23 protein-coding genes are annotated in these 23,318 nt (G+C 69.6%); 11 read left to right on the top strand and 12 right to left on the bottom strand.

The features are described from left to right. The first annotated feature begins 72 nt into the window (after positions 1 to 72). A complete protein-coding gene (locus OG293_RS15325) occupies positions 73 to 621 on the top strand; it encodes a DinB family protein (RefSeq protein WP_405999347.1) in 549 nt (182 codons plus the stop codon). Between the two features lie 16 nt (positions 622 to 637). On the opposite strand, the gene OG293_RS15320 is transcribed toward OG293_RS15325, so the two are convergent. Continuing rightward, the gene (locus tag OG293_RS15320; protein ID WP_405999346.1) at positions 638 to 1,279 is read right to left on the bottom strand and encodes a bleomycin resistance protein; all 642 of its coding nucleotides are present in this window, start codon (positions 1,277 to 1,279) and stop codon (positions 638 to 640) included. A 40-nt stretch (positions 1,280 to 1,319) separates the two neighbouring features. On the opposite strand from OG293_RS15320, the gene OG293_RS15315 reads away from it, so the two are divergent. Then, a complete protein-coding gene (locus OG293_RS15315; protein ID WP_405999345.1) occupies positions 1,320 to 1,961 on the top strand; it encodes a PadR family transcriptional regulator in 642 nt (213 codons plus the stop codon). A gap of 75 nt (positions 1,962 to 2,036) precedes the next feature. On the opposite strand, the gene OG293_RS15310 is transcribed toward OG293_RS15315, so the two are convergent. Continuing rightward, positions 2,037 to 3,470 carry a glutamate decarboxylase gene (locus OG293_RS15310; RefSeq protein WP_405999344.1) on the bottom strand — a complete coding sequence of 478 codons (1,434 nt, stop codon included), beginning with the start codon at positions 3,468 to 3,470 and terminating at the stop codon, positions 2,037 to 2,039. A 149-nt stretch (positions 3,471 to 3,619) separates the two neighbouring features. Here OG293_RS15310 and OG293_RS15305 point away from each other — a divergent pair, with 149 nt between their 5' ends. Then, entirely contained in the window at positions 3,620 to 4,378 is a 759-nt protein-coding gene (locus OG293_RS15305) for a MerR family transcriptional regulator (protein ID WP_405999343.1), read from the top strand. A 133-nt stretch (positions 4,379 to 4,511) separates the two neighbouring features. On the opposite strand, the gene OG293_RS15300 is transcribed toward OG293_RS15305, so the two are convergent. After that, complete coding sequence (locus OG293_RS15300; RefSeq protein WP_405999342.1) at positions 4,512 to 4,877, bottom strand: YbjQ family protein; 366 nt, start codon at positions 4,875 to 4,877, stop codon at positions 4,512 to 4,514. 186 nt (positions 4,878 to 5,063) lie between these two features. Here OG293_RS15300 and OG293_RS15295 point away from each other — a divergent pair, with 186 nt between their 5' ends. After that, positions 5,064 to 5,762 carry a DedA family protein gene (locus OG293_RS15295; protein WP_405999341.1) on the top strand — a complete coding sequence of 233 codons (699 nt, stop codon included), beginning with the start codon at positions 5,064 to 5,066 and terminating at the stop codon, positions 5,760 to 5,762. A 36-nt stretch (positions 5,763 to 5,798) separates the two neighbouring features. Here OG293_RS15295 and OG293_RS15290 read toward each other — a convergent pair whose 3' ends face one another. Together OG293_RS15290 and OG293_RS15285 are read right to left on the bottom strand one after the other, a co-directional pair. After that, entirely contained in the window at positions 5,799 to 7,451 is a 1,653-nt protein-coding gene (locus OG293_RS15290) for a threonine/serine exporter ThrE family protein (RefSeq protein ID WP_405999340.1), read from the bottom strand. Positions 7,452 to 7,599: 148 nt separating this feature from the next. Beyond that, on the bottom strand, positions 7,600 to 8,094 hold the full coding sequence (locus tag OG293_RS15285; RefSeq protein WP_108151010.1) for an inorganic diphosphatase: 495 nt from the start codon (positions 8,092 to 8,094) through the stop codon (positions 7,600 to 7,602). 86 nt (positions 8,095 to 8,180) lie between these two features. Between OG293_RS15285 and dacB the strand changes: the two genes are divergently transcribed. The 6 genes from dacB (at position 8,181) to folE (ending at position 15,637) form a co-directional block, all read left to right on the top strand. Continuing rightward, positions 8,181 to 9,581 carry a D-alanyl-D-alanine carboxypeptidase/D-alanyl-D-alanine-endopeptidase gene (dacB, locus tag OG293_RS15280; protein ID WP_405999339.1) on the top strand — a complete coding sequence of 467 codons (1,401 nt, stop codon included), beginning with the start codon at positions 8,181 to 8,183 and terminating at the stop codon, positions 9,579 to 9,581. Between the two features lie 99 nt (positions 9,582 to 9,680). Beyond that, on the top strand, positions 9,681 to 10,829 hold the full coding sequence (locus tag OG293_RS15275; RefSeq protein WP_405999338.1) for a zinc-dependent metalloprotease: 1,149 nt from the start codon (positions 9,681 to 9,683) through the stop codon (positions 10,827 to 10,829). Between the two features lie 192 nt (positions 10,830 to 11,021). After that, positions 11,022 to 12,086 carry a tRNA lysidine(34) synthetase TilS gene (gene tilS, locus OG293_RS15270; RefSeq protein WP_405999337.1) on the top strand — a complete coding sequence of 355 codons (1,065 nt, stop codon included), beginning with the start codon at positions 11,022 to 11,024 and terminating at the stop codon, positions 12,084 to 12,086. Positions 12,087 to 12,180: 94 nt separating this feature from the next. Beyond that, positions 12,181 to 12,720 (top strand): hypoxanthine phosphoribosyltransferase, encoded by a 540-nt coding sequence (hpt, locus tag OG293_RS15265; RefSeq protein ID WP_406003604.1) that lies wholly within the window; start codon positions 12,181 to 12,183, stop codon positions 12,718 to 12,720. A 161-nt stretch (positions 12,721 to 12,881) separates the two neighbouring features. Further along, positions 12,882 to 14,912 carry an ATP-dependent zinc metalloprotease FtsH gene (ftsH, locus tag OG293_RS15260; RefSeq protein ID WP_405999336.1) on the top strand — a complete coding sequence of 677 codons (2,031 nt, stop codon included), beginning with the start codon at positions 12,882 to 12,884 and terminating at the stop codon, positions 14,910 to 14,912. Positions 14,913 to 15,031: 119 nt separating this feature from the next. Next, positions 15,032 to 15,637, top strand: a complete 606-nt coding sequence (gene folE, locus OG293_RS15255; RefSeq protein ID WP_405999335.1) for a GTP cyclohydrolase I FolE — start codon at positions 15,032 to 15,034, stop codon at positions 15,635 to 15,637. 117 nt (positions 15,638 to 15,754) lie between these two features. Here the strand turns inward: folE and OG293_RS15250 are convergent, their stop codons facing one another. The 6 genes from OG293_RS15250 to OG293_RS15225 form a co-directional block, all read right to left on the bottom strand. Continuing rightward, positions 15,755 to 16,237 (bottom strand): DUF3180 domain-containing protein, encoded by a 483-nt coding sequence (locus tag OG293_RS15250; RefSeq protein WP_405999334.1) that lies wholly within the window; start codon positions 16,235 to 16,237, stop codon positions 15,755 to 15,757. A gap of 48 nt (positions 16,238 to 16,285) precedes the next feature. Continuing rightward, positions 16,286 to 16,909 (bottom strand): 2-amino-4-hydroxy-6-hydroxymethyldihydropteridine diphosphokinase, encoded by a 624-nt coding sequence (gene folK / locus OG293_RS15245; protein ID WP_405999333.1) that lies wholly within the window; start codon positions 16,907 to 16,909, stop codon positions 16,286 to 16,288. Next, entirely contained in the window at positions 16,906 to 17,265 is a 360-nt protein-coding gene (gene folB / locus OG293_RS15240) for a dihydroneopterin aldolase (RefSeq protein WP_405999332.1), read from the bottom strand. The genes folK and folB overlap by 4 nt, the downstream gene beginning before the upstream one ends. Before the next feature lie 191 nt (positions 17,266 to 17,456). After that, positions 17,457 to 17,903 carry a nuclear transport factor 2 family protein gene (locus OG293_RS15235; RefSeq protein ID WP_405999331.1) on the bottom strand — a complete coding sequence of 149 codons (447 nt, stop codon included), beginning with the start codon at positions 17,901 to 17,903 and terminating at the stop codon, positions 17,457 to 17,459. Then, positions 17,900 to 18,757 carry a dihydropteroate synthase gene (gene folP / locus OG293_RS15230; protein ID WP_405999330.1) on the bottom strand — a complete coding sequence of 286 codons (858 nt, stop codon included), beginning with the start codon at positions 18,755 to 18,757 and terminating at the stop codon, positions 17,900 to 17,902. The genes OG293_RS15235 and folP overlap by 4 nt, the downstream gene beginning before the upstream one ends. Positions 18,758 to 18,914: 157 nt before the next feature. After that, positions 18,915 to 20,744, bottom strand: coding sequence for a phosphatidylglycerol lysyltransferase domain-containing protein (locus tag OG293_RS15225; RefSeq protein WP_405999329.1), 1,830 nt, complete (start codon positions 20,742 to 20,744; stop codon positions 18,915 to 18,917). Between the two features lie 146 nt (positions 20,745 to 20,890). On the opposite strand from OG293_RS15225, the gene OG293_RS15220 reads away from it, so the two are divergent. Further along, positions 20,891 to 22,003 carry an alpha/beta hydrolase gene (locus tag OG293_RS15220; protein ID WP_405999328.1) on the top strand — a complete coding sequence of 371 codons (1,113 nt, stop codon included), beginning with the start codon at positions 20,891 to 20,893 and terminating at the stop codon, positions 22,001 to 22,003. Positions 22,004 to 22,074: 71 nt separating this feature from the next. Here the strand turns inward: OG293_RS15220 and OG293_RS15215 are convergent, their stop codons facing one another. Beyond that, a complete protein-coding gene (locus OG293_RS15215) occupies positions 22,075 to 23,229 on the bottom strand; it encodes an ABC transporter ATP-binding protein (RefSeq protein WP_405999327.1) in 1,155 nt (384 codons plus the stop codon). Positions 23,230 to 23,318 lie beyond the last annotated feature (89 nt).

The following is a 23,318-nucleotide window of genomic DNA, read 5'->3' as shown; positions in this document are numbered from 1 at the left end:
AAGGGTCCGTAGCGTGAGGGGTGTCAGGAGGGCGGACAGCCACTCCGTGAAGCACCCGGAAGGGCGGACATCATGGTCACTCACGTTCCCGCTGAGGCTCAGGGCGACGAGCGCGGCGCACTCATCTCCTTCGTCGAGGCGCAGCGCGGCGCGATCCGCCGCTCGGTGCTGGGGCTCACCGAGGAGCAGGCGGCGAGCCGTCCCAGCGCCAGCGAGCTCTCGCTCTCCGGACTGCTGAAGCATGTCGCGGAGACGGAGCTCAACTGGCTGCGGATGGCGCAGCAGCGGCCGAACGAGAAGCAGCGCACCGAGGAGACCTGGGGGGACAGCTTCCGCCTGGTGGGCGAGGAGACCGTCCCGGAGATGCTGGCCTTCTGGGACTCGGTCGCCAAGCAGACCGAGGAGTTCATCCGCTCGGTGCCCAGCCTCGACGACACCTTCCCGCTGCCCGCCCAGCCGTGGTTCCCCAAGGACGGCGCGGTGTCCATGCGCTGGCTGATGCTGCACCTCGTCGAGGAGATCGGCCGGCACGCGGGCCACGCGGACATCATCCGCGAATCGCTCGACGGCAAGGGCGCGTTCGACCTGGTGGCCCTGGAGAGCGGCCAGAGCCGGGGATAGCCCGGACAGCCCGGCTCTACAGCTCCACCTCGGCGGCCCTCTCTCGCAGACGGGCCGCCGTTTCGTCGTCGAAGAGCCGCTCGGCGACTTCCGCCCGCAGTTCCAGGAGCCGGACGAGCTGTCCGGGTGCGGGCCGCTCGTCCTCCAGCGCGAGCGCCCGGTCGACGATCTTCGCCGCACCCGTCAGATCCTGCTTGGAGTCGGCGAAGAGCGTCCCGAGGTGCAGCGCGCGGGCGAAGGTCTCCTTGGGCACCGGACCGTGGTGCAGATCCTCGCTGATCTGCTGACCGACCCGGACGCAGTTGCCGCCGGGGTCGGTCATCAGGAACTGGCGCACGCCGTAGCTCATGTCCTGGAGCTTGCCGATCCGCGGCAGACCGCGGACCGGGATCTTTCCGTACGCTGACTTCAGCCCGGCCCGGAAGGACCGGTACAGCGTGTCCACGTCGTCGGTGAAGACGTAGCACGTGCTGAAGGAGCCCGCGGGGTCGTACTTCCTCATCGCGAAGAACTGGAGCTGGATGCCGCCGCGCTCGACGACGGCGTAGGCGTACGGGCTCCGCTGGAGGAAGGTCACCTCGAAACCGAGGGCGGTGTAGAAGTCGAGGACCGGCTGGAGGCTCTGGCAGGGCAGGATCGGAATCGTCTTCTCGGCCATGCCGGGCACTCTAGTCAAAGTTGAATAGAAAGGAATGCGGATGTCAGCGATCCGGCTGCTGGTCCTCGGGGCCGTACGCCAGCACGGGCGGGCGCACGGCTACCAGGTCCGCAACGATCTGGAGTACTGGGGCGCCCACGAGTGGTCCAACGCCAAGCCCGGCTCGATCTATCACGCGCTGAAGCAGATGGCGAAGCAGGGGCTGCTGCATGCCCACGAGATCGCTCCGTCCACGGCCGGCGGCCCGCCGCGCACCGAGTACGAGATGACCCAGCGGGGCACCGAGGAGTACTTCCAGCTGCTGAGGGAGTCCCTGACGAGCTACGACCAGAAGGCGGACGTGCTCTCGGCGGGCATCGGCTTCATGGTCGACCTGAAGCGGGAGGAGGCCGTGGCGCTGCTGAAGGAGCGGGTGCGCGGCCTGGAGGAGTGGCGCACCTCGGTGACGGAGTACTACACGCCCGAGGACGGTCCCGAGTCGATCGGGCACATCGGCGAGATCATGAACATGTGGGTGCACTCCTCCGACGCCGGGGCCGCGTGGACGCGGGGCCTGATCGCGCGGATCGAGGGCGGGGCGTACACCTTCGCCGGGGAAGGTGATCCCTTTGTGGGGGTGCTCGCCGAGGGTGAGGAGAATCCTTACGCGACGGGCGAGCCGCACGCCGGCGACGACGACTGACCGCGAGGGCGGCCGATCGCGAGGCCGGCCGGCCTCGGGAGACCCGCTGCGGGGCCCGGCCCCGGGTGGCCCGCCTCAGTGGTGGAAGGCGGTCGGCACTCCGGTTTCCTTGCTCAACGGGTGCGACTGGCGGCGCAGTTCCGGCATCAGCTGGTCCAGGTCCTCGAGCAGCAGCCGGCAGAGGTCGGCCGAGAAGCCGTTGCGGACCACGAACCGCAGGACGGAGAGGTCCTCCCGATTGGCGGGGAAGGTGTACGCGGGAACCAGCCAGCCGTGCTCGCGCAGCCGCCGTGAGACGTCGAAGACGTCGAAGTTCTTCACCTCGGGCGCGGTGGTGACCGCGAAGACGGGCAATTCGTCACCACGGGTGAGGAGTTGGAACTCCTCCATGGCGCCGATCCGGTCCGCGAGCATGCGGGCCACATCCCGCGAGGTCTGCTGGACGGCCCGGTAACCCTCCCTGCCGAGCCGCAGGAACGTGTAGTACTGCGCGACGACCTGAGCACCCGGTCGCGAGAAGTTGAGGGCGAAGGTGGGCATGTCCCCGCCGAGGTAGTTGACCCGGAAGACCAGCTCCTCGGGGAGCAGGTCGGGCGAACGCCACAGCGCCCAGCCGACCCCGGGATAGACCAGGCCGTACTTGTGCCCCGAGGTGTTGATGGACGCGACCCGCGGCAGCCGGAAGTCCCAGACCAGATCCTGGTCGACGAAGGGGGCGACCATCGCGCCGGAGGCTCCGTCTACATGGACGGGGATGTCCAGGCCGGTGCGCTCCTGCAGGGCGTCCAGGGCCGCACAGACCTCGGCGACCGGCTCGTACGACCCGTCGAAGGTGGAGCCCAGCACGGCCACGACACCGATGGTGTTCTCGTCGCACAGCTCGGCCGCCGCCTGGGGATCGAGGTGGAAGCGGTCGCCCTCCATGGGAACCAGGCGTGCCTCGACCTCCCAGAAGTTGCAGAACTTCTCCCAGCAGACCTGGACGTTGATGCCCATCACCAGATTCGGCCGGGCGGTCGCGGGGTAACGGTCGGCGTTGCGCCCTGCCCAGCGGCGTTTGAGAGCCATGCCGGCGAGCATGCACGCCTCGCTGGAACCGGTCGTCGAGCAGCCGACCGTGTTGGTGGGGTCCGGGGCGTTCCACAGGTCGGCGAGCATGGCCACGCAGCGGCGCTCCAGCTCGGCCGTCCGCGGGTACTCGTCCTTGTCGATCATGTTCTTGTCCCGGCACTCCGCCATCAGCACCCCGGCCTGCGGCTCCATCCAGGTGGTGACGAAGGTGGCGAGGTTGAGCCGGGAGTTGCCGTCCAGCATCAGCTCGTCGTGGACGAGGCGGTACGCCGTCGCGGGCGGCAGCGGCCCGTCGGGCAGCCGGTGTGTGGCCGGGGCGGACTCCATACCGCTGACGGGGTCGGCCGCCCCGAAGAACGGATTGAGGGAGAGCCTGCGCAGCTGCATCTCGTCGTCCGGGGAACCTCCGGCGCCGGTGTGTCCCTTGTGGAGTGGCATCGTTGTCGCCGCCTTCCTCAGCTCTCACTCTCAGCGCGACGATACGGGCAAAAGGTGCAATTGGCTTGTCGGCGGAATCGTGCTTGCACCTCACGCGACGTGAGGACCCAGGCTGGGGCGCGTACCGAACAACGAAGGAGCGGCAGGCGATGAGCTACTCCGTGGGACAGGTCGCCGCATTCGCCGGAGTGACCGTGCGCACGATGCACCACTACGACGAGATCGGGCTGCTCCGTCCGAGTGGCCGCAGCCACGCGGGTCACCGGCGCTACGACGACGGGGACCTCGACCGGCTGCAGCAACTGCTGTTCTACCGGGAGCTCGGCTTTCCGCTCGACGAGGTCGCGGCGCTGCTCGACGACCCGGACGCGGACCCGCAGGACCACCTGCGCAGACAGCACGTACTGCTGAGCGCCCGGATCACCGAGCTGCAGGAGATGGCCGCCGCCGTCGAACGAGCCATGGAGGCGAAGAAGATGGGCATCAACCTCACGCCCGAGGAGAGGTTCGAGGTCTTCGGGGACAAGGACCCCGAGCAGTGGGCCGAGGAGGCCGAGCAGCGCTGGGGCGGCGGCCGGGAGTACGCCGAGTCCCAGCGGCGGGCCACGCGTTACACGAAGGACGACTGGAAGCGCATGCAGGACGAGGTCGCCGACTGGGGCGCCCGCTACGACGCCCTGATGGCTGACGGCGTCCCGCCGGCCGGCGAGCGGGCGATGGATCTGGCCGAGGAGCACCGGCAGCACATCACCACGTGGTTCTACGAGTGCACGTACGAGATCCACACGGGTCTCGGCGAGATGTACGTCGCCGAGACGCGGTTCCGTGCGTACTACGAGGCCATGCGGCCGGGGCTGGCCGAGCACCTGCGGGACGCGATCCTCGCCAACGCGGTGCGCAACAGCTGATCGTGTCCCCGCCCGGCAGCCGCTGGGCGGGGTGCCCGGGGCCGGCGCCGGTGGCCGGGTCCCGTCCCCGTCCGCCGCTCGGGCCGGCCCGGCGCTCGTGGTCCTGCCCCGGCCCAGGCCGACAGCCCGGCGCTCAGGTCCGGGCCAGGACCACTGCCGTCCCGTACGCGCAGACCTCCGTGCCGACGTCCGCCGCTTCCGACACGTCGAAACGGAACATCAGCACCGCGTTGGCGCCGCGTGAGCGCGCCTGCTCGGTGAGGCGCTGCATCGCCTGGTTGCGGGTCTCGACCAGGGTCTTCGTCAGGCCCTTCAGCTCACCGCCGATCATCGACTTGAGGCCGGCGCCGATCTGGCTGCCCAGATGACGCGAGCGCACGGTGAGGCCGAAGACCTCGCCGATGACCTCCTGCACCTGGAAACCGGGCACGTCGTTCGTGGTGACGACCAGTACGTCCGACTGCGGCACCTGCCCGCCGCCGTAATCCTCGATGCCCATCTGAGTCCACCTTCCGTACGCGCTTGTGACGCACAGCTTTGTCCCAGAGTGGGCACAGTGCATCCTGGGCGGGCGGAGGGAACGTGGAGCAACCGCGATGCGTTGATAGCTTTGGGCGGCCGACCACGCCGAATTCGACGGCCGAATCGACGATCGACCGACTGACGACTCAGGAGCCCGGACCTCGTGACTACCCTTGCGCTCGGACCGAGCTGGCTGGACCCGGACTATCTGATCACCACGTTCGGCCTGATCGGTGTGCTGCTCATCGTCTTCGCCGAGTCCGGCCTCCTCATCGGCTTCTTCCTGCCGGGCGACTCGCTGCTGTTCACCACCGGCCTGCTGGTGACGACAGGGAAGCTCGACGACCTCCCGCTGTGGGCGGTGTGCGCACTCGTCGTACTCGCGGCCGTCGTCGGCGACCAGGTCGGCTATCTCTTCGGCCGCAAGGTCGGTCCCTCGCTCTTCAAGCGCCCGGACTCCAGACTCTTCAAGCAGGAGAACGTGGAGAAGGCGCACGACTTCTTCGAGAAGTACGGTCCCAAGTCGCTGGTGCTGGCCCGCTTCGTGCCCATCGTGCGGACGTTCACGCCGATCATCGCCGGTGTGAGCCGGATGAACTACCGCTCGTTCATCACGTACAACATCATCGGCGGCGCTCTGTGGGGCGCGGGCGTCACCCTGATCGGCGCGGCGCTCGGCAAGGTGGACTTCGTCCACAAGCACATCGAGCTGATCCTGATCCTCATCGTGCTGATCTCGGTGGTCCCGATCGCGATCGAGTTCCTGCGGGCGCGTTCCAGGAGCAAGAAGGAAGCTGCCGTGTCCGGTGCCCCGGCCACGGAGATGCCGCAGGGCCCGCGCGGCCGCCACGCCAAGCGCTGACGCCGTCCTCCGGCGCCCGGACCCGGCGGCCGGACCCTAGAAGCCCCTGGTGCGCTTGGCCGCGCGCCGTACCGCCGGGGCCTCGATCCCCGGCACGCGGAAGAACAGCCGGGCCAGTTCCCCTCCCAGGTTCACCCCGATCGCGATGGCCAGCGCCAGGGCCGCGGCCTTGGTGAGGGAGGCGAGCCCCGAGTTCAGATCGTTCCGCGCGATCTCCAGCAGCCCGAAGTACGTGGCGCTACCGGGCAGCAGCGGCCCGATGGCCGCCGTGACGTAGGGCAGCGCGGACGCGAACCGGTAGCGCGAGAGCACCTGTCCGAACAGGCCCACCAGACCCGCCGCGGCGGCCGTGGCGGCGACCGGCGAGACGTCCGCCGTGTTCGCGAGCGCTCCGTACACCACCCAGGCGACGCCGCCGTTGAAGGTGGCCAGCAGCACGGTGTTCCGCTCCTGCTGGAGCAGCACGGCGAAACACATGGACAGCGCCATCGCCGCCAGCGTCTGGATCACCGGCCGGTCGACGCTGTGGATGGCCGTCTCCGGGTTGAGAACGGCGCCCAGCGCAAGGCCCAGATAGAGCACGCTCAGTACGCCGACGACGATGCCGACCACCAGATAGCCGACCTCCAGCAGCCGGGCCGCCGCAGTGATGTAGAAGCCGGTCAGGCCGTCCTGCACGCCGGCCACCAGAGCCCGCCCGGGAATCAGTGCGAACAGCCCACCGGTGATCACCGCGGACGCGCGTACCTCCAGAGGCGTCAGTGTCAGCGCGACGCCCATCGCGGCAGAGGGCATGGCGGCGGCGACGAACTGGTAGAACTCCGGCAGCCCGCGGCCCGCGCACAGCCAGGCCAGCCGGTCGCCGAGCATCGCACTGATCGCGGCCGCGACGAACACCAGCAGACCACCGCCGACGAGCGTGGAGGCCGCGCCGGCCAGCAGACCGCCGGCCAGGGTGAGCGCCCAGCCCGGGTAGGGGTGACGGTTGCGGCGGATCTCCGCGAGACGCCGGTAGGCCTCCTCCAGCGAGACGTCGTCGTCCTCGGAGCTGATGTCGTGGACGAGGCGGTAGACGGCGGCCAGGCGGGTGTAGTCGGTGCCCCGCCGCCGCACGGTCCGGTTCGCCGTCACCGGGTCGTCGACCAGAGACGGCTGGTACGTGATGGACAGCAGCGTGAAGGTGACGGTCGGCTCGCAGCGGTCGAGTCCGTAACTGCGCGATATGGCGAACATCGCCGCCTCGACGTCCTCCGCGCCCTCGCCGCCCGCGAGCAGGAGTTCGCCGATACGCAGCGTCAGGTCGAGCACGCGGGGGACGGCCGGGCCGCCCTCTTCGTGGCGCTGCACGGTCTCGGGCACGGGCCGCTCGCCGACCGGCATCCGCAGCATCGCCCGCATCCGGTCCTGCCAGGGAGCGTCCTTGGTCAGCCGGACCACCGGGATGCCGTGCGCGGGCGTGAACGCCGGGGGCGAGTTCTTGGCGCTGTAGGTGCTCGGTGGGGCGAAAGCGGAACCCTCCGGCTCGCCCGAGGGTTCGGTGCCGATCCCGGCCGGAACGGCGAACTCCGAGGAGGGATGGTCCTCTTCGTGGACGTCCGGCTGTCCCACCCCGGGCGGTGAGGTGAAGGCGCTGTGCGCCTCGTCGGACTGAGGCTTCCGGTCGTCCGGATCCTCCTGTTCCGCCACCACGTGCTGCCCTCGCTCCCTCTCGTGTCGCCGTGCAGCCCAGTATGGGCATGGGCACGCGGCTACCCGCACGACGGGGGAGTGCGCCGGGGGCGCACGACGGGCGGGGCACCCTCGGTGCCCCGCCCGTCCCAGCTCAAAGGCCGTGTGCTCAGTGCGCGCCGCCCTGCGCCTCAAGGCGCTTGTAGGAGGCCTCGATCTCGGCCTCGGCCTCGGTGCGGCCGACCCAGTTCGCGCCCTCGACCGACTTGCCGGGCTCCAGGTCCTTGTAGACCTCGAAGAAGTGCTGGATCTCCAGGCGGTCGAACTCGGAAACGTGGTGGATGTCGCGCAGGTGCTCGACCCGGGGGTCCGAGGCCGGCACGCAGAGCAGCTTGTCGTCGCCGCCCGCCTCGTCCGTCATCCGGAACATGCCGATGGCGCGGCACTTGATCAGACAGCCGGGGAAGGTCGGCTCGTCGAGGATGACCAGGGCGTCCAGCGGATCGCCGTCCTCGCCGAGGGTGTTCTCGACGAAGCCGTAGTCGGCCGGGTAGCTGGTCGAGGTGAAGAGTCGACGGTCAAGGCGGATCCGACCGGTCTCGTGGTCCACCTCGTACTTGTTCCGCGAACCCTTCGGGATCTCGATGGTGACGTCGAACTCCACGGGTGGCTCCTCCATGATCAACACATACGTCTGGTGGTTAAGTGTCCCTCACGCAGGTGTGTGATCGCGAAAGGGGCTGGTGCGAGGTGCCAGAGGTCAGGACGTGGCAGCTCACCGCGGGCGCCGCCGTGGCCGGTCTCGCCCTCGCTGCCGGGGCGGTGGCCGCGGCCGGTCCATGGGACTCCGGTCAGCGTACGGCCGAGAAGGACTGGGCCGCCGCGCGGAGGGTTCCGGGTGGTGCACATCACGAAAAACCGCTGCCGAAGCGTCCCGTACCAGCGCCCAGCGCGCCCGGCGTGCTCGCCGCCCTGGGTGCTCCCGCGACCGCCACCGGCGCCCCCAGGCCCCTCTCCGCCGACCTCGGCGAGGTGCTCGCCCCGCTCCTCGCCGACCCTGGTCTGGGCACGGTCCGCACCGCCTCGGTGGTCGATCTCGCCACCGGACGGCAGCTGTACGGCAAGGGGGCGTCGGCCCCGATGACCCCCGCCTCCACCATCAAGATCGCCACCTCGGTCGCCGCCCTGTCGGCACTCGGCCCGGACCACCGCATCCCCACCACCGTCGTCGCCTCGAAGGACGCCGGGCGGCTCACGCTCGTCGGCGGCGGCGACGCGAGCCTCGACTCGGCGGGACTGCGCACCCTCGCGGACCGTACGGCGCGCGCCCTGCGCGACCGCGGGGTGACCTCCGTCCGTCTCGCGTACGACACCTCGCTCTTCAAGGGCCCCTGGCGGCACCCCATCGGCCGCGACCGCAACATCGCGCCCGTCAGCGCGCTGATGGTCGGCGAGGGCCGGTACGACGAGCGGAGCACCGGACCCGTCGACCGCAGCGAGGATCCGGCGGGCGACGCGGCCCGCGCCTTCGGGCGGCTGCTGAAGGACCGCGGCATCGCGACCGCCGGGGCACCCGCCCCGGGCCGGCCCGCCGCCGGCTCCGCCCCCCTCGCCAAGGTGCTCTCCCCGCCCCTGTCGGCCCTGGTCGAGCGGATGCTGACCCACAGCGACAACGACCTCGCCGAGGCCATCGCCCGCCAGACCGCCCTCGCCACCGGGGAAGAGGCCAGCTTCCAGGGCGGCGGGCGGGCGGTCGCCGGACAACTGAAGCGGCTGAAGCTCCCGTTGACCGGCGCCCGGTTCGCCGACGGCAGCGGTCTCGACCGCGCGGACAGGCTCTCCGCCGGCCTGCTCACCGCGCTGCTCGCCCGCGCCGCGGACCCGGGCCACCCCGAGCTGCGGCCCGTTCTCACCGGCCTTCCGGTCGCCGGCTTCAGCGGCACCCTGGAGACCCGCTACGGATCGACCTCGCCCGGCACCGGTCTCGTACGCGCCAAGACCGGCACCCTCACCGGTGTCAACACGCTCGCGGGCACGGTCGTTGCCCCGGACGGCCGTCTGCTCGCCTTCGCCTTCCTCGCGGGCAACACCCCGTCCAGAGAGGCCGCCCAGCCCGCTCTGGACCGGCTGGCGGCAGCGCTGGCCTCCTGACCCGGGCGCGGGCCGACGCGCCCGCCCGGTGCCGTCCACGGCGAACGGAGCGGTTCCCGGACCTGACCGCCGCCGGAGCCGACCACGTACCGTTGACGCATGACGAGCATCGGTGGTGCCGAGATGGTCGACTGGAACCTCGCCGTGGCGACGGCGACCCGCCTCGTGCGGCCCGGACCCGACGTGACCCGGGAGGAGGCCCGCGCCGTCGTCGCCGAGCTGCGACGGCATGCCAAGGCCTCCGAGGAACATGTGCGGGCCTACACCCGGATGATTCCGGAGGGCCACGAACCACAGGACACACCCGTCCTCGTCGTGGACCGGGCAGGCTGGGTCAAGGCGAACGTGGCGGGCTTCCGCGAACTGCTGAAACCCCTGCTGGACAAGATGCAGGAGCGCCGCTCCGGCGGAACCGGCGGCGCGATGCTCGGCGTGGTCGGCGGCAAGGTCACCGGCGTCGAACTGGGCATGCTGCTGTCCTTCCTCGCCTCGCGGGTCCTCGGCCAGTACGAGACCTTCGCCCCCGCCACCCGCGAACTGCCCGCGGGCGACCCGTCCGGCGCGGTCGGCAACGGCGGCGGCCGGCTGCTGCTCGTCGCCCCGAACATCGTCCACGTGGAGCGCGAACTCGACGTCGATCCGCACGATTTCAGGCTCTGGGTCTGCCTGCACGAGGAGACCCACCGCACGCAGTTCACCGGCGTGCCCTGGCTGCGCGACCACCTCGAAGGCGAGATCCAGTCATTTCTCGGCGAGACCGATGTCGACCCGATGACGGTCCTTGAGCGCCTCAGAGAGGCCGCCCAGTCACTCGCCGGTGCCCGCCCCGAGGGCGAGCAGGAGGAGAGCGGCCGCTCCATCGTCGAGCTGGTACAGACCCCCGCGCAGCGCGAGATCCTCGCCCGGCTGACCGCGGTCATGTCTCTCCTGGAGGGGCATGCCGACTTCGTCATGGACGGTGTCGGGCCCGATGTCGTGCCCTCCGTGGGCGAGATCCGGGAGAAGTTCCAGCAGCGCAGGGCCCGTGGCGCGAGCCGCCTCGACCTGGCGCTGCGCAAGCTGCTCGGCCTCGACGCCAAGCTGCGGCAGTACCGCGATGGCGAGCGCTTTGTGCGATCGGTGGTCGAGGAGGTCGGAATGGAGGGATTCAACCGGGTATGGACGTCACCGAACACCCTCCCCACCAAGGCGGAGATCGCCAAACCGGCGGACTGGGTCGCGAGGGTGCACCGTAAAGCAGAGTCGTGAGCAAGGGGCGGCCGACGGCAGAAGGACGCCCCCGTAATCACCCATCCGAGGGACCGTAGTCCATGGGTAGGCGTGCAATGCTCGGGGAAACGGCTCGGTTCTGTCACCATCGACGCACTCTGCGTGACGGAACTTCCGTCCCGACTCCGACCGAGGCACCCCCCCCCGAACATTTCACGAAGGGCACCGGACATGGGTCCCCATCCTGCGGTCGCGGCGATACGCCTGGCGGTCCGCCGCGTACTCCACGACGTACTCACCGAACACTCCGACCGCCTCGCGCGCTCCGTGGGCCACGCGGCCCCCGCACGCTCCTCCTCGCTCCGTCCCGCATGCGCAGACGAGCAGCCGCTCGTCCTTGTGGCGTGCTCCGGCGGTGCCGACTCCATGGCCCTCGCCTCCGCCCTCGCCTTCGAGGCCCGCAAACTTTCCGTCCGGGCCGGCGGCATCACCGTCGACCACGGCCTCCAGGACGGCTCCGACCTGCGCGCCTGCGAGGTCGCCGCACGGCTCACCGCGCTGCGGCTCGACCCCGTCGAAGCCATCGCTGTCCGCGTCGGCCGCGGCGGTGGCCCCGAGGCCGCGGCCCGCGACGCCCGCTACGCCGCCCTGGACGATGCCGCCGAGCGCCACGGCGCCGCGGCCGTACTGCTCGGCCACACCCGCGACGACCAGGCCGAGACCGTCCTGCTGGGCCTCGCCCGTGGCTCCGGCACCCGCTCGCTCTCCGGGATGGCCGCCGTCTCGGGAGCGGCCGGCCGCTACCGCCGCCCCTTCCTCCAGCTCGACCGGCAGACCGCCCGCAAGGCCTGCCTGGTCCAGTCGCTGCCCGTCTGGGACGACCCGCACAACGCCGACCCCGCCTACACCCGCTCCCGGCTGCGCCACGAGGGCCTGCCCGCGCTGGAGAAGGCGCTCGGCAAGGGCGTCGTCGAAGCCTTGGCCCGTACCGCCCAGCTCTCCCGCGACGACGCCGACGCCCTGGACACCTGGGCGGCGGACGCGGACGCCTCCGTACGCGACGACACGGGCCGTCTGGAGTGCGCCAAGCTGTACGCCCTGCCGCCCGCCGTGCGCCGCCGGGTGCTGCGCCGGGCCGTCATCCAGGCCGGTGCGCCCGCCGGTTCCCTCTTCGCCCGACACGTCGAGGAAGTCGACCGGCTGATCACCGGCTGGCGCGGCCAGGGAGCCATCAATCTGCCCGGGCGCGTCGAGGCGCGTCGGCAGGGTGGCAGACTGGTCATTCGGCAAGGCTGAGGCAGTCGCGGCGAAACACGGCGGCTGCGCTCACCCGGGGGACCCAACCCCGGACCCCCGGCAGACAGAAAGCGACCGCGTGAACGAGAAGGACATGGGCGCCGACCTTCAGTCGGTACTCATCACCAAGGAAGAGATCGACGCGAAGCTGGTCGAGGTGGCCGCGAAGATCGACGCGGAGTACGCGGGCAAGGATCTGCTCCTCGTCGGTGTTCTCAAGGGCGCCGTGATGGTGATGGCGGACCTGGCGCGCGCCCTGTCCAGCCCCGTCACGATGGACTGGATGGCGGTGTCGTCCTACGGCGCGGGCACCCAGTCCTCGGGGGTGGTGCGGATCCTCAAGGACCTCGACACCGACATCAAGGGCAAGCACGTCCTGATCGTCGAGGACATCATCGACTCCGGCCTCACGCTGTCGTGGCTGCTGTCGAACCTCGGCTCGCGCGAACCCGCCTCCCTGGAGGTCTGCACCCTGTTGCGTAAGCCGGATGCCGCGAAGGTCGCGATCGACGTGAAGTGGATCGGCTTCGACATTCCCAACGAGTTTGTTGTCGGATACGGCCTCGATTACGCAGAGAAGTACCGCAATCTGCCGTTTGTCGGCACGCTTGCACCCCACGTGTACGGCGGCTGAAGCCCCACAGAAGCACGGGAACCCTGGCCGCCCTCTCGCCGTTGGAGCAAGGGAAGACGGCCACGGGTGACAATGCTGGGGTACCGTCCGAAGAACAGTCTTAATCTCACAGCAGCATTTACCTACGGGCAGGAGGGACGGGGCGATTCCGCTCCGTATGGATGGACGTGAAGCGATACTTCCGTGGGCCGGTCATGTGGATCGTGCTGGCCGTCCTCGCCGTGGTCGTGTTGATGCAGGTCGTCGGCTCGTCCGGCGGCTACAAGACGGTGGACACCGGCAAGGTCGTCCAGGCGATCGACGACAATCAGGCCGAGCAGGTCAAGCTCACCACCGGCGACGAACAGATCATCAAGGTCGAGCTGAAGGACGGCGCCGACAAGTCCAAGTACGGCGGCGGCGACAAGATCCAGGCCAGCTACATCGGTAGCCAGGGCGCTGATCTCTCCGCCACGCTGCAGAAGAAGTACGAAGCGGGCGACATCGAGAAGGGTTACACCGTCTCGCCGTCGAAGCAGAGCCCGTTCGTATCGGTGCTGCTCTCGCTGCTGCCCTTCGTCCTCATCGTCGTGGTCTTCCTCTTCCTGATGAACCAGATGCAGGGCGGCGGCTCCCGAGTCATGAACTTCGGGAAGTCCAAGGCCAAGCTCATCACCAAGGACACCCCGAAGACGACCTTCGCCGATGTGGCCGGGTCCGACGAGGCGGTCGAGGAGCTCCACGAGATCAAGGAGTTCCTGCAGGAGCCGGCCAAGTTCCAGGCGGTCGGCGCCAAGATCCCGAAGGGTGTGCTGCTGTACGGCCCGCCCGGCACGGGCAAGACCCTGTTGGCGCGTGCCGTCGCGGGCGAGGCGGGCGTCCCGTTCTACTCGATCTCCGGTTCCGACTTCGTCGAGATGTTCGTCGGTGTCGGTGCCTCCCGAGTCCGTGACCTCTTCGAGCAGGCCAAGGCGAACGCCCCGGCGATCGTCTTCGTCGACGAGATCGACGCAGTCGGCCGGCACCGTGGTGCGGGCCTCGGCGGCGGTCACGATGAGCGCGAGCAGACGCTCAACCAGCTGCTCGTCGAGATGGACGGCTTCGACGTGAAGGGCGGCGTCATCCTGATCGCCGCCACCAACCGGCCGGACATCCTCGACCCGGCGCTGCTGCGCCCGGGCCGGTTCGACCGGCAGATCGCCGTCGACCGTCCGGACATGCAGGGCCGTCTGGAGATTCTCAAGGTCCACCAGAAGGGCAAGCCGGTCGCCCCGGACGTCGACCTGGGCGCGGTTGCCCGGCGCACGCCCGGTTTCACCGGCGCCGACCTGTCGAACGTGCTGAACGAAGCGGCGCTCCTCACGGCGCGCGGCGACAAGAAGCTGATCGACAACCACGCCCTGGACGAGGCGATCGACCGCGTCGTGGCGGGCCCGCAGAAGCGGACCCGGATCATGTCGGACAAGGAAAAGAAGATCACCGCGTACCACGAGGGCGGTCACGCCCTGGTCGCGGCGGCCTCACCGAACTCCGACCCGGTCCACAAGATCACGATCCTGTCCCGTGGCCGCGCCCTCGGCTACACCATGGTCCTGCCGGACGAGGACAAGTACTCCACGACCCGCAACGAAATGCTCGACCAGCTGGCGTACATGCTGGGCGGGCGCGCGGCCGAGGAGCTCGTCTTCCACGACCCGACCACGGGTGCTGCCAACGACATCGAGAAGGCCACGGCCACGGCCCGCGCGATGGTCACGCAGTACGGCATGACCGAGCGGCTCGGCGCGATCAAGTTCGGCGGCGACAACACCGAGCCCTTCCTCGGACGTGAGATGGGTCACCAGCGTGACTACTCCGAAGAGGTCGCGGCGCTCGTCGACGAAGAGGTCAAGAAGCTCATCGAGACCGCGCACAACGAGGCGTGGGAGATCCTCGTCGAGAACCGCGACGTTCTCGACAGCCTGGTCCTCCAGCTCCTCGAGAAGGAGACCCTCGGCAAGGAGCAGATCGCCGAGATCTTCGCGCCGATCGTGAGGCGCCCGGCCCGCCCGGCGTGGACCGGCTCCTCGCGGCGCACGCCGTCTACGCGCCCGCCGGTGCTCTCGCCGAAGGAGCTGGCGCTGACCAACGGCGCCGTCGGTTCCAACGGCTCCGCGCCGACGGACGCCACCCCGGCTGTCGAGTCGGTCCCGGAGGACCGTCCGGAGAGCTGATCGATCCGGCTCTGTAACCATGCAGGGCCCGGAATGAATGCCGCGTCCCCCAGGTTTTAGCCTGGGGGACGCGGCATTCTCGTATGCGCGCATGCCAGAGCAAGAGGAACGAGGCACAGATGACCGACCCGGTGACGCTGGACGGCGAGGGCACGATCGGCGAGTTCGACGAGAAGCGGGCCGAGAATGCCGTTCGCGAGCTCCTCATCGCGGTCGGGGAGGACCCGGACCGCGAGGGCCTGCGCGAGACTCCGGGCCGTGTCGCCCGCGCGTACAGGGAAATCTTCGCGGGGCTCTGGCAGAAGCCGGAGGAGGTCCTGACGACGACGTTCGACCTCGGACACGACGAGATGGTTCTTGTGAAGGACATCGAGGTCATGTCCTCGTGTGAACACCATCTGGTGCCGTTCCACGGTGTGGCGCACGTCGGCTACATCCCGTCCGTCGAGGGAAAGATCACCGGGCTGTCCAAGCTGGCCCGCCTCGTCGATGTCTACGCCCGCAGGCCGCAGGTGCAGGAACGGCTCACCACGCAGATCGCGGACTCTCTGATGGAGATCCTGGAGCCGCGCGGCGTGATCGTGGTCGTCGAGTGCGAGCACATGTGCATGACCATGCGGGGCGTGCGCAAGCCGGGAGCCAAGACCATAACGTCGGCGGTCCGCGGGCAGCTGCGCCATCCCGCGACCCGCAACGAGGCGATGAGCCTGATCATGGCCCGCTGAGTCTGAGTCTGAGTCTGAGTCTGAGTCTGAGTCTGAGTCTGGGGCTGGGCACTGAGCTGATGCCGTCCGACTCCCCCGCGGCAACCGACGGTTGCGGCAGGGGAGTGTGCGCTACGGCTACGCGTGCGCCGCGCCCTTGCCCTCGTCGTCGTCCTCGGGGAGCTTGCAGACCCGCTCCAGGAAGAACGCCGCCGCGATCACGCCGATACCCGCCACCACCGAGAAGGCGGCGTAGATCGCCTGGTCCCGGCGGGCCGGGATGTCCAGGGAGCCGAGCAGATAGACGCCCGTACCGCCGTACATCCCCGAGACCAGGGCCGCGACCAGCGCACTCGCCTGGCCGAAGACCACCGCGCGTGCCGCCATCAGGGGCTCGACGCCCTTGGCGCCCGGGCGGCGTTCGCGCTGGGCGCGCAGGCGGGCGCGGAGGGAGAGTGCGGTTGCCGTGAGGACCACGGCGATCGCGGCCAGCACGATCGGTGCGGCCAGCGGCACGCTCGGCAGGGTGCCGAAGGCCTCCCACAGGCGGGCGGCGCCCCAGGAGAGCACGCCCGCAGCGGCGAAGAGACCGGCCAGTACGCCGAGCCGTAGTTGCTTCACCGAGAGCGCCGCCCTTCACCTGTCCTGCGTGTCCGAAGAGCCTAACGACTACTCGGGCAGACGGAGTTCCAGGTCGGCGCGTGCGAACACGCCTTCCTGGCTGACGCCCTCCAGTAGCTGGGCGACCGCTCCGCGGCCGGGCAGCTGGGCCTCCGGCTCCACGTCGCGCCACGGCGCGAGCACAAACGCGCGCTGGTGGGCGCGCGGGTGCGGCAGCGTCAGCGCCGGGTCGTCGCAGACCACATCGGCGTACGTCACGATGTCGACGTCGATCGTGCGCGGGCTCCAGCGCTCCTCCCGGACCCGGTCGAACGCCTCCTCGATGGCCTGGCCGCGCTCCAGCAGGGACGAGGGCGGGAGCGTGGTCTTGATCACGACCACCGCGTTGAAGTACGAGGGCTGGCTGCCCGGTTCGACGCCCCACGGCTCCGTCTCGTACACCGGGGAGACGGCTTTGACCCGCAGGCCGGGGGTGTCCTCAAGCGCGTCGATGGCACCCTGGAGCGTCTCCAGGCGGTTGCCCAGATTGGACCCGAGGGAGATCACGGCACGTTTCGGATTGGAGAGCGTGATGTCCGCCGCGTCGACCTGTTCCACCACTGAGGCGGGCACCGGCTGCACGGTCGGGTCGCTCTGCGCCCAGTTCGAAGAGGACGACGAAGAAACGGTCATACTCGGCTCCGGGTGATCGTGATGGACACGTCGTCGAAAGGCACCGTGATCGGCGCATCCGGCTTGTGCACGACCACCTCGACCCATTCGACGCCGTCGTGCTTGAGGCACTGCTGGGCGATCCGCTCCGCCAGTGTCTCGATCAGGTCGACGGGCTCGCCCTCGACGACCGCCACGACCTCCTCTGCCACGACGCCGTAGTGCACGGTCTTGGCCAGGTCGTCGCCGGCCGCCGCGGGACGGGTGTCGAGGCCGAGCACCAGGTCCACGATGAAGGTCTGGCCCTCTTCGCGCTCCCGAGGGAAGACGCCATGGTGCCCGCGGGCCTTGAGGCCGCGCAGCGCGACACGATCCACGCGAATCACTCCTGCTGTCGTTGGTCCTGCGGGCACCCGCCGCGTGCGGGCGGCGCCATGTCCACCATCGAATCTACCTGCGGGCACCGACAGTGCTCGCCCTCGGGGGCTGTGGAGGGGGGCCTCCGAGAGGCTGGTAGCCGCCCCTACCCGGGTACCGGTTTTCCAACCTCCAAGGCGCGCTTACCCACTTACGAGGGGGACTCCTCGTCCTCTTCCTCGTCGCTTTCCGTCAGAACGGGTGATCCATGATGTGACCAGATCTTCCAACCGTCCGATGTGCGACGGAACACATTGGTGGCGACGACGAGCTGCCCCACCAGCGGGCCGAGCTCGCCGCCCTCCTCGGCGGGGCCGCCGCTGAGGATGTTCTCCGTGCAGGTCACCAGGGCGGTGTCGCCGGACAGGCTCACCTTCACATCGGTGAGGAAGAACTGGATGTACTCGGTGTTCGCCATGATCAGGGCGTACGAGCGCATCACCTCGCCGCGGCCGGTCAGGACCGGCCAGCCGGGGTGGATGCAGGAGATGCCCTCGTCCAGCCAGAGGGTGGAGAGCTCCTCGAAGTCACCGCGCTCCATCGTCTCGTAGAAGGTGGTGTTGGCCTCTTCGACCAGCTCTACGTCGGTACGGCTCACCGGGCTCCCTCGACGGCCCGGGCGACACGGACGGCGTCGGCGGTGGCGCGCACCTCGTGGACGCGGACGGCCCACGCACCCTCGTGTGCCGCGATGGCGGACACGGCGGCGGTGGCGGCGTCCCGTTCCCTGGCCGGAGGCGGAGCGCCCTCCTTGGCCAGTACGTGGCCGAGAAACCGTTTGCGGGAGGCGGCGACGAGCAGGGGGCGGCCAAGGGCGCGGAGGTCGCCGAGATGGGCGACGAGGGCCAGGTCGTGCTCGGCCTGCTTGGCGAAGCCGAGACCCGGGTCGATGACGATGCGCTCAGGGGCGATGCCACCCTCCACGACGGCGTCCATACGGCGGCGCAGCTCGGCGACGACCTCGGCGACGACGTCGGTGTAGAGGGCGCGGGTGTTCATGTCCTGGCTGAAGCCGCGCCAGTGCATGACGACGAAGGGGACGCCGGTGGCGGCGACGGTGGGGACCATGAGGGGGTCGGCGAGGCCGCCGCTGACATCGTTGACGAGCAGGGCGCCGGCGGCGACCGCCCGCTCGGCGACGGAGGCGCGCATGGTGTCGACGGAGACGGCGACGCCTTCGGAGGACAGGCCGCGTACGACGGGGATGACGCGGCGCAGCTCCTCGGCCTCGTCGACCCGGCTGGCGCCGGGCCGGGTGGACTCGCCGCCGACGTCCACGAGGTCGGCGCCCTCGGCGACGAGATCGAGGCCGCGCTTGACCGCGGCGGTGGTGTCGAACCAGCGACCGCCGTCGGAGAAGGAATCGGGCGTCACATTGACGACTCCCATGACCGCACAGCGGTCCCACTCCGGCAGACCGTCGGCCGTGCCTCGTCCGCGCAACGTACTCATACGCTCAGCCTAGGGCCTGTTTTTTGGATCGCGCCCTGGCCCGTGGAGCGGGCGGGAGGAGCGGGCCGGAAGTCGTGCCGGTGGGTGGGAGGGGGTTCCCACCCACCGGCGGTCCGATGACGGGGGCGCGGGCACCCCCGTGTCTGCCCGGGCCTCGTTACGCCACGCGGATCTCGTGCTCCGGCGAGTGCGCGATGTGGGCGCACGGGCGGGGCTGGCGCGGCGGGCGGCGGCGGGGGAAGAGGCGGGGGAGCGCTACGTTCACGAAGCCCTCCGCCTGCATCGCCGCGAAGCCGATCCGCGGCAGGTCGCTGGTGTTGCGGAAGACCACGAAGCGCGGCTCCCAGCGCGGCTGGAACTTGGCGTTGAACTTGTACAGCGACTCGATCTGGAACCAGCGGGACAGGAACACCAGCAGCCCCCGCCACATCCGCAGCACCGGACCCGCGCCGATCTTCTCGCCACGGGCCAGTGCCGAGCGGAACATCGCGAAGTTCAGCGAGACGCGCTCGATCTTCAGCTGCGGCGACGCCTGGAGCGCGGCCACGATCAGCAGTTCGTTCATGCCGGGGTCGGCCGAGCGGTCGCGCCGCATCAGCTCCAGGGACATTCCGTCCGTACCCCACGGCACGAAGTGGATGATCGCCTTCAGGTCGCCGTACGGGGAGTCAGGGTCCTCCTTGTGGGCCGTCGCGATGACCGCGTCGCCGTCGGCCGGGTCGCCTATGCGGCCGAGCGCCATCGAGAAGCCCCGCTCGGTGTCGGTGCCCCGCCAGGCCGCAGCGGCCAGACGGATGGCCTCGAGCTCCTCGTCGGAGAGGTCACGTGCGCGCCGCACCCGGGTTTCGTAGCCATTGCGTTCGATGCGCTTCACCATCTGACGCACGTTGCGCATCGCGCGCCCGGTGAGCGAGAAATCCGCGACGTCCACCACCGCCTCGTCGCCGAGCTCCAGCGCGTCCAGGCCGGTCTCCCGGGTCCAGACCTCGCCGCCGGTCTCCGAGCAGCCCATCACGGCCGGGGTCCAGGAGTGGGCCTTCGCCTCGTCCATGAAGCGCTCGATCGCGCCCGGCCACGCCTCGACGTCACCGATCGGGTCGCCGCTGGCGAGCATCACGCCGGAGACCACGCGGTAGGTGACCGCGGCCTTGCCGCTCGGGGAGAAGACGACCGCCTTGTCGCGGCGGAGCGCGAAGTGCCCCAGTGAGTCCCGGCGGCCGTGCCTGGCCAGCAGGTCGCGCAGCCGGAGCTCGTCGTCCTCGGTGAGGCGGGCCGCCGGGTGCTCCGGACGGAAGGCGAGATAGATCGTGGTGACGGCGGTCAGCAGGCCGAGCGCGCCGAGGGAGTAGCCGACGGTCCAGGACACGCCGTCCGAGTAGTCGACGGGTCCCTCGAAGCCGAAGAGCCCGTACATGACGTGCTCCAGACGGTCCGTCAGGCCGGGGTTGCCGACGACCCTGCCGGGGTGCGCGCTGACGATGACGAGGCCGAGACCCAGGGAGCCCGCGCCCATCAGGATGAAGTTTGCGAGTGCCTTCCAGCGGCTGCGCGGGTCGGGCAGCGCGGCGAATTCACTCCGGTGGCGCAGGAGGAGCGTGAGCAGCACCAGCGAGACCAGGGCGCCGATGACCGAGTGACGGTAGACGAACTGCCCCACCGCCCCCGCCGGCAGCAGGATGACCGCGGCCCGCCACGCGCGGCGCTTGTGCCGCTTGAGCCCGTGGGCCAGCAGCAGGAGCAGTACGCCGACGCTGAGCGAGAGCGCCGCGGCGAAGGGCCCGGTGGACCCCGGCAGCACCTCCGCAAGCGAGTGCATGCGGCTGTGTCGGAACCGGGGGAAGACCCCCGCGGCAATGTCGATCAGGCCGACGAGTGTGCAGGCCGTACCGACCAGCGTAGGGACTGTTTCCGAACGGGGGCCGCGCATGACGCGCCGTACCCGATTCGGAACCAATCCTGATTTGTCCCCATCTACCGTTGCAGACATCGCTTCCCGTGACTTCGCGAGAGATCCTGTGGCCGCGGGCCGCCGAACGGCGGCTTCGGACCGTGTGCGTTCTCTATGACGGCAGTTTCGGGAGGCGGGTTCACTCACTCACGGGAAATTCTCAAGGAAGAAAGTGCTCGCGACTCATGGGTCTGACCAGTAACAAAGTTCTGGCCTTGGCCGTCCTCGTGGCCGCGGTGCTGTTCGCCGTCACGGTCTGGCTCTGGCCGCGGCTGGCGCGCCGCAGCTGGGGGGCGGTGACCGGCAGGATCGGCCTGCTGCTCGCGACCCAGTTCGCGCTCTTCGCTGCGGTCGGGCTGGCAGCGAACAACTCTTTTCTCTTCTACGGCTCCTGGTCCGACCTCTTCGGCCAGGAACAGGAGATGGGAGTGGTGGTGGATCACTCGGCCGGCGGAGAAAGAATCAAGGTCGTCGAGACGAAGAAGCTGGATGTCCCGGGCGGCGCCCGCCCGTCCACGGGGGGTCAGATACAGAAGATCGTGGTGGCGGGTGAGAAATCCAGGATCGACAGTCCGGCGTATGTCTATCTCCCGCCCGAGTATTTCCAGCCGAAATACGCGAAAAGTACCTTTCCCGCGGCTCTCGTACTGACCGGATACCCGGGCACCGCCGAGAACCTGCTCAAGGGCCTCAAGTACCCGCGGACGGCCTTCATGCAGGCGCGGGAAGGCAAGATGCAGCCGATGGTCCTCGTGATGATGCGCCCGACGGTCGCGCCGCCGCGGGACACCGAGTGCGTCGATATACCCAACGGACCGAAGACCGAGACCTTCTTCGCCAAGGACCTGCCGAAGGCGATCTCGGAGACGTACCGCGTCGGGACCAAGGCCCGGAACTGGGGCTTCATGGGGAACTCGACCGGTGGCTACTGCGCCCTGAAGATCGCGCTGCATCACCCGGAGCAGTTCGGTGCGGGCGTGGGCCTTTCGGCGTACTACAAGGCGGCCGACGATCCGACGACCGGCGACCTCTTCCACGGTGACAAGAAGGAGAAGAACCGGGCCAATCTGCTGTGGAGCCTGGACCATCTGGCGCAGGGGAAGTCGTCGTTCCTGGTGACCAGCTCCAAGGCGGGCGAGGGCAACCTCAAGAACACGCTCAGTTTCATCAAGAAGGTGAAGTCGCCCGCGCGCGTCTCGTCGATCATGCTCGACAGTGGCGGGCACAACTTCAACACCTGGCGACGCGAGATTCCGCCGGCCCTGGAGTGGATCAGCGGCAGGCTCAGCGCGTCCTGAAGCGCGTCCTGGAGCGCGTCCTGGAGCGCGCCCCCTCCGGCCGTGCGCCGCGTCGGCGCCGGCCGGAGGGCTCAGAGCGTCTTCACCGTCTCGATCGACTCCAGGTCGACCTCGGTACGGGGAATGTCCTGCGCGTCCGCGTCGATCGATCGCCGCAACGCCTCGTGCAGCCGGGCAGGGGTGAGGACTCCGAGGAAACGCCCGGTCTCCTCCTTGTCGATGACCGCGATCCAGCCCGCGTCGTGTTGGAGCATGGTGGCGAAGGCCTGCTTGAGCGAGGCGCCGACGGGCAGCCATGCCTCCATGCGGCGGGCGTGCTCGCGCACCCGCCCCTTCTGCCGCGCCTGCTCGGCGGAGATCCAGCCGTGCAGATCGCCCGACTCGTCCAGGACGACGGCCCAGCGCGCGCCGAGCTCCTTCGGCAGCGGGTCGTCGAGACGTACGACGGGCGGCTCCTCCAGATCGCTCTCTTCGATGGGGGTGACCGAGAGCCGCTTGAGCCCGCGGTCCGCACCGACGAAGTCCGCGACGTACGGCGTCGCCGGGGTGCCGAGGACCGCTGCGGGAGCGTCGAACTGCTCGATCCTGCCCTGGCCGTACACGGCGATGCGATCGCCGAGGCGTACCGCCTCCTCGATGTCGTGCGTGACGAAGAGCACGGTCTTGCGGACCTGGGACTGGAGCCTGAGGAACTCGCTCTGCAGATGCTCGCGCACCACCGGGTCGACCGCGCCGAACGGCTCGTCCATCAGCAGCACGGGCGGGTCGGCCGCCAGCGCACGGGCGACGCCGACGCGCTGTCGCTGGCCGCCGGAGAGCTGCTCGGGGTAGCGGTCGCCGTACACGGATGGATCGAGGCCGACCAGATCGAGGAGCTCGGCGGCACGTTTTCGGCCCTTGCCGCGCTTCCAGCCGAGGAGATGGGGAACGGTCGCGGTGTTCTCCAGGACCGTTTTGTGGGGGAAGAGACCCACCTGCTGGATCACATAGCCGATACGGCGGCGCAGTTGGACGGGGTCGATGGCGGATATGTCGTCGCCGTCGAGGAATATCCGGCCGCTGCTCGGCTCGATGAGGCGATTGACCATCTTCATGGTGGTGGTCTTGCCGCAGCCGGACGGTCCGACGAGCGTGACCAGTTCTCCCTCGGCGACTTCGAACGAGAGGTTGTCGACCGCCGTCGTTCCGTCCGGGTATCGCTTGCTGACCTGCTCGAATCGGATCATGGTTCCCCATTGTGACGGGTGTTGTGTGAAGGCCATGTTGCTGCACTGTGGCGGCCCTCGGCGATTGTCAGTGGTCAGGGATATGGTCG

It is taken from the genome of Streptomyces sp. NBC_00829 (genome assembly GCF_045161795.1).
Taxonomy (GTDB): domain Bacteria; phylum Actinomycetota; class Actinomycetes; order Streptomycetales; family Streptomycetaceae; genus Streptomyces.
Note: the sequence above shows the minus strand (reverse complement) of the source record. Positions and strands in the feature narration are given on the sequence as shown.

Bases quoted from the DNA above. Each gene is read 5' to 3' on its own strand.
- folE (WP_405999335.1), top strand. From the start codon at position 15,032: ATGACCGACCCGGTGACGCTGGACGGCGAGGGCACGATCGGCGAGTTC.
- hpt (WP_406003604.1), top strand. From the start codon at position 12,181: ATGGGCGCCGACCTTCAGTCGGTACTCATCACCAAGGAAGAGATCGAC.
- OG293_RS15310 (WP_405999344.1), bottom strand. From the start codon at position 3,470: ATGCCACTCCACAAGGGACACACCGGCGCCGGAGGTTCCCCGGACGAC.
- OG293_RS15305 (WP_405999343.1), top strand. From the start codon at position 3,620: ATGAGCTACTCCGTGGGACAGGTCGCCGCATTCGCCGGAGTGACCGTG.
- OG293_RS15275 (WP_405999338.1), top strand. From the start codon at position 9,681: ATGACGAGCATCGGTGGTGCCGAGATGGTCGACTGGAACCTCGCCGTG.
- folK (WP_405999333.1), bottom strand. From the start codon at position 16,909: ATGACCGTTTCTTCGTCGTCCTCTTCGAACTGGGCGCAGAGCGACCCG.
- OG293_RS15320 (WP_405999346.1), bottom strand. From the start codon at position 1,279: ATGGCCGAGAAGACGATTCCGATCCTGCCCTGCCAGAGCCTCCAGCCG.
- OG293_RS15220 (WP_405999328.1), top strand. From the start codon at position 20,891: ATGGGTCTGACCAGTAACAAAGTTCTGGCCTTGGCCGTCCTCGTGGCC.
- OG293_RS15300 (WP_405999342.1), bottom strand. From the start codon at position 4,877: ATGGGCATCGAGGATTACGGCGGCGGGCAGGTGCCGCAGTCGGACGTA.
- OG293_RS15315 (WP_405999345.1), top strand. From the start codon at position 1,320: ATGTCAGCGATCCGGCTGCTGGTCCTCGGGGCCGTACGCCAGCACGGG.
- OG293_RS15225 (WP_405999329.1), bottom strand. From the start codon at position 20,744: ATGTCTGCAACGGTAGATGGGGACAAATCAGGATTGGTTCCGAATCGG.
- folP (WP_405999330.1), bottom strand. From the start codon at position 18,757: ATGAGTACGTTGCGCGGACGAGGCACGGCCGACGGTCTGCCGGAGTGG.
- OG293_RS15325 (WP_405999347.1), top strand. From the start codon at position 73: ATGGTCACTCACGTTCCCGCTGAGGCTCAGGGCGACGAGCGCGGCGCA.
- OG293_RS15215 (WP_405999327.1), bottom strand. From the start codon at position 23,229: ATGATCCGATTCGAGCAGGTCAGCAAGCGATACCCGGACGGAACGACG.
- ftsH (WP_405999336.1), top strand. From the start codon at position 12,882: ATGGACGTGAAGCGATACTTCCGTGGGCCGGTCATGTGGATCGTGCTG.
- tilS (WP_405999337.1), top strand. From the start codon at position 11,022: ATGGGTCCCCATCCTGCGGTCGCGGCGATACGCCTGGCGGTCCGCCGC.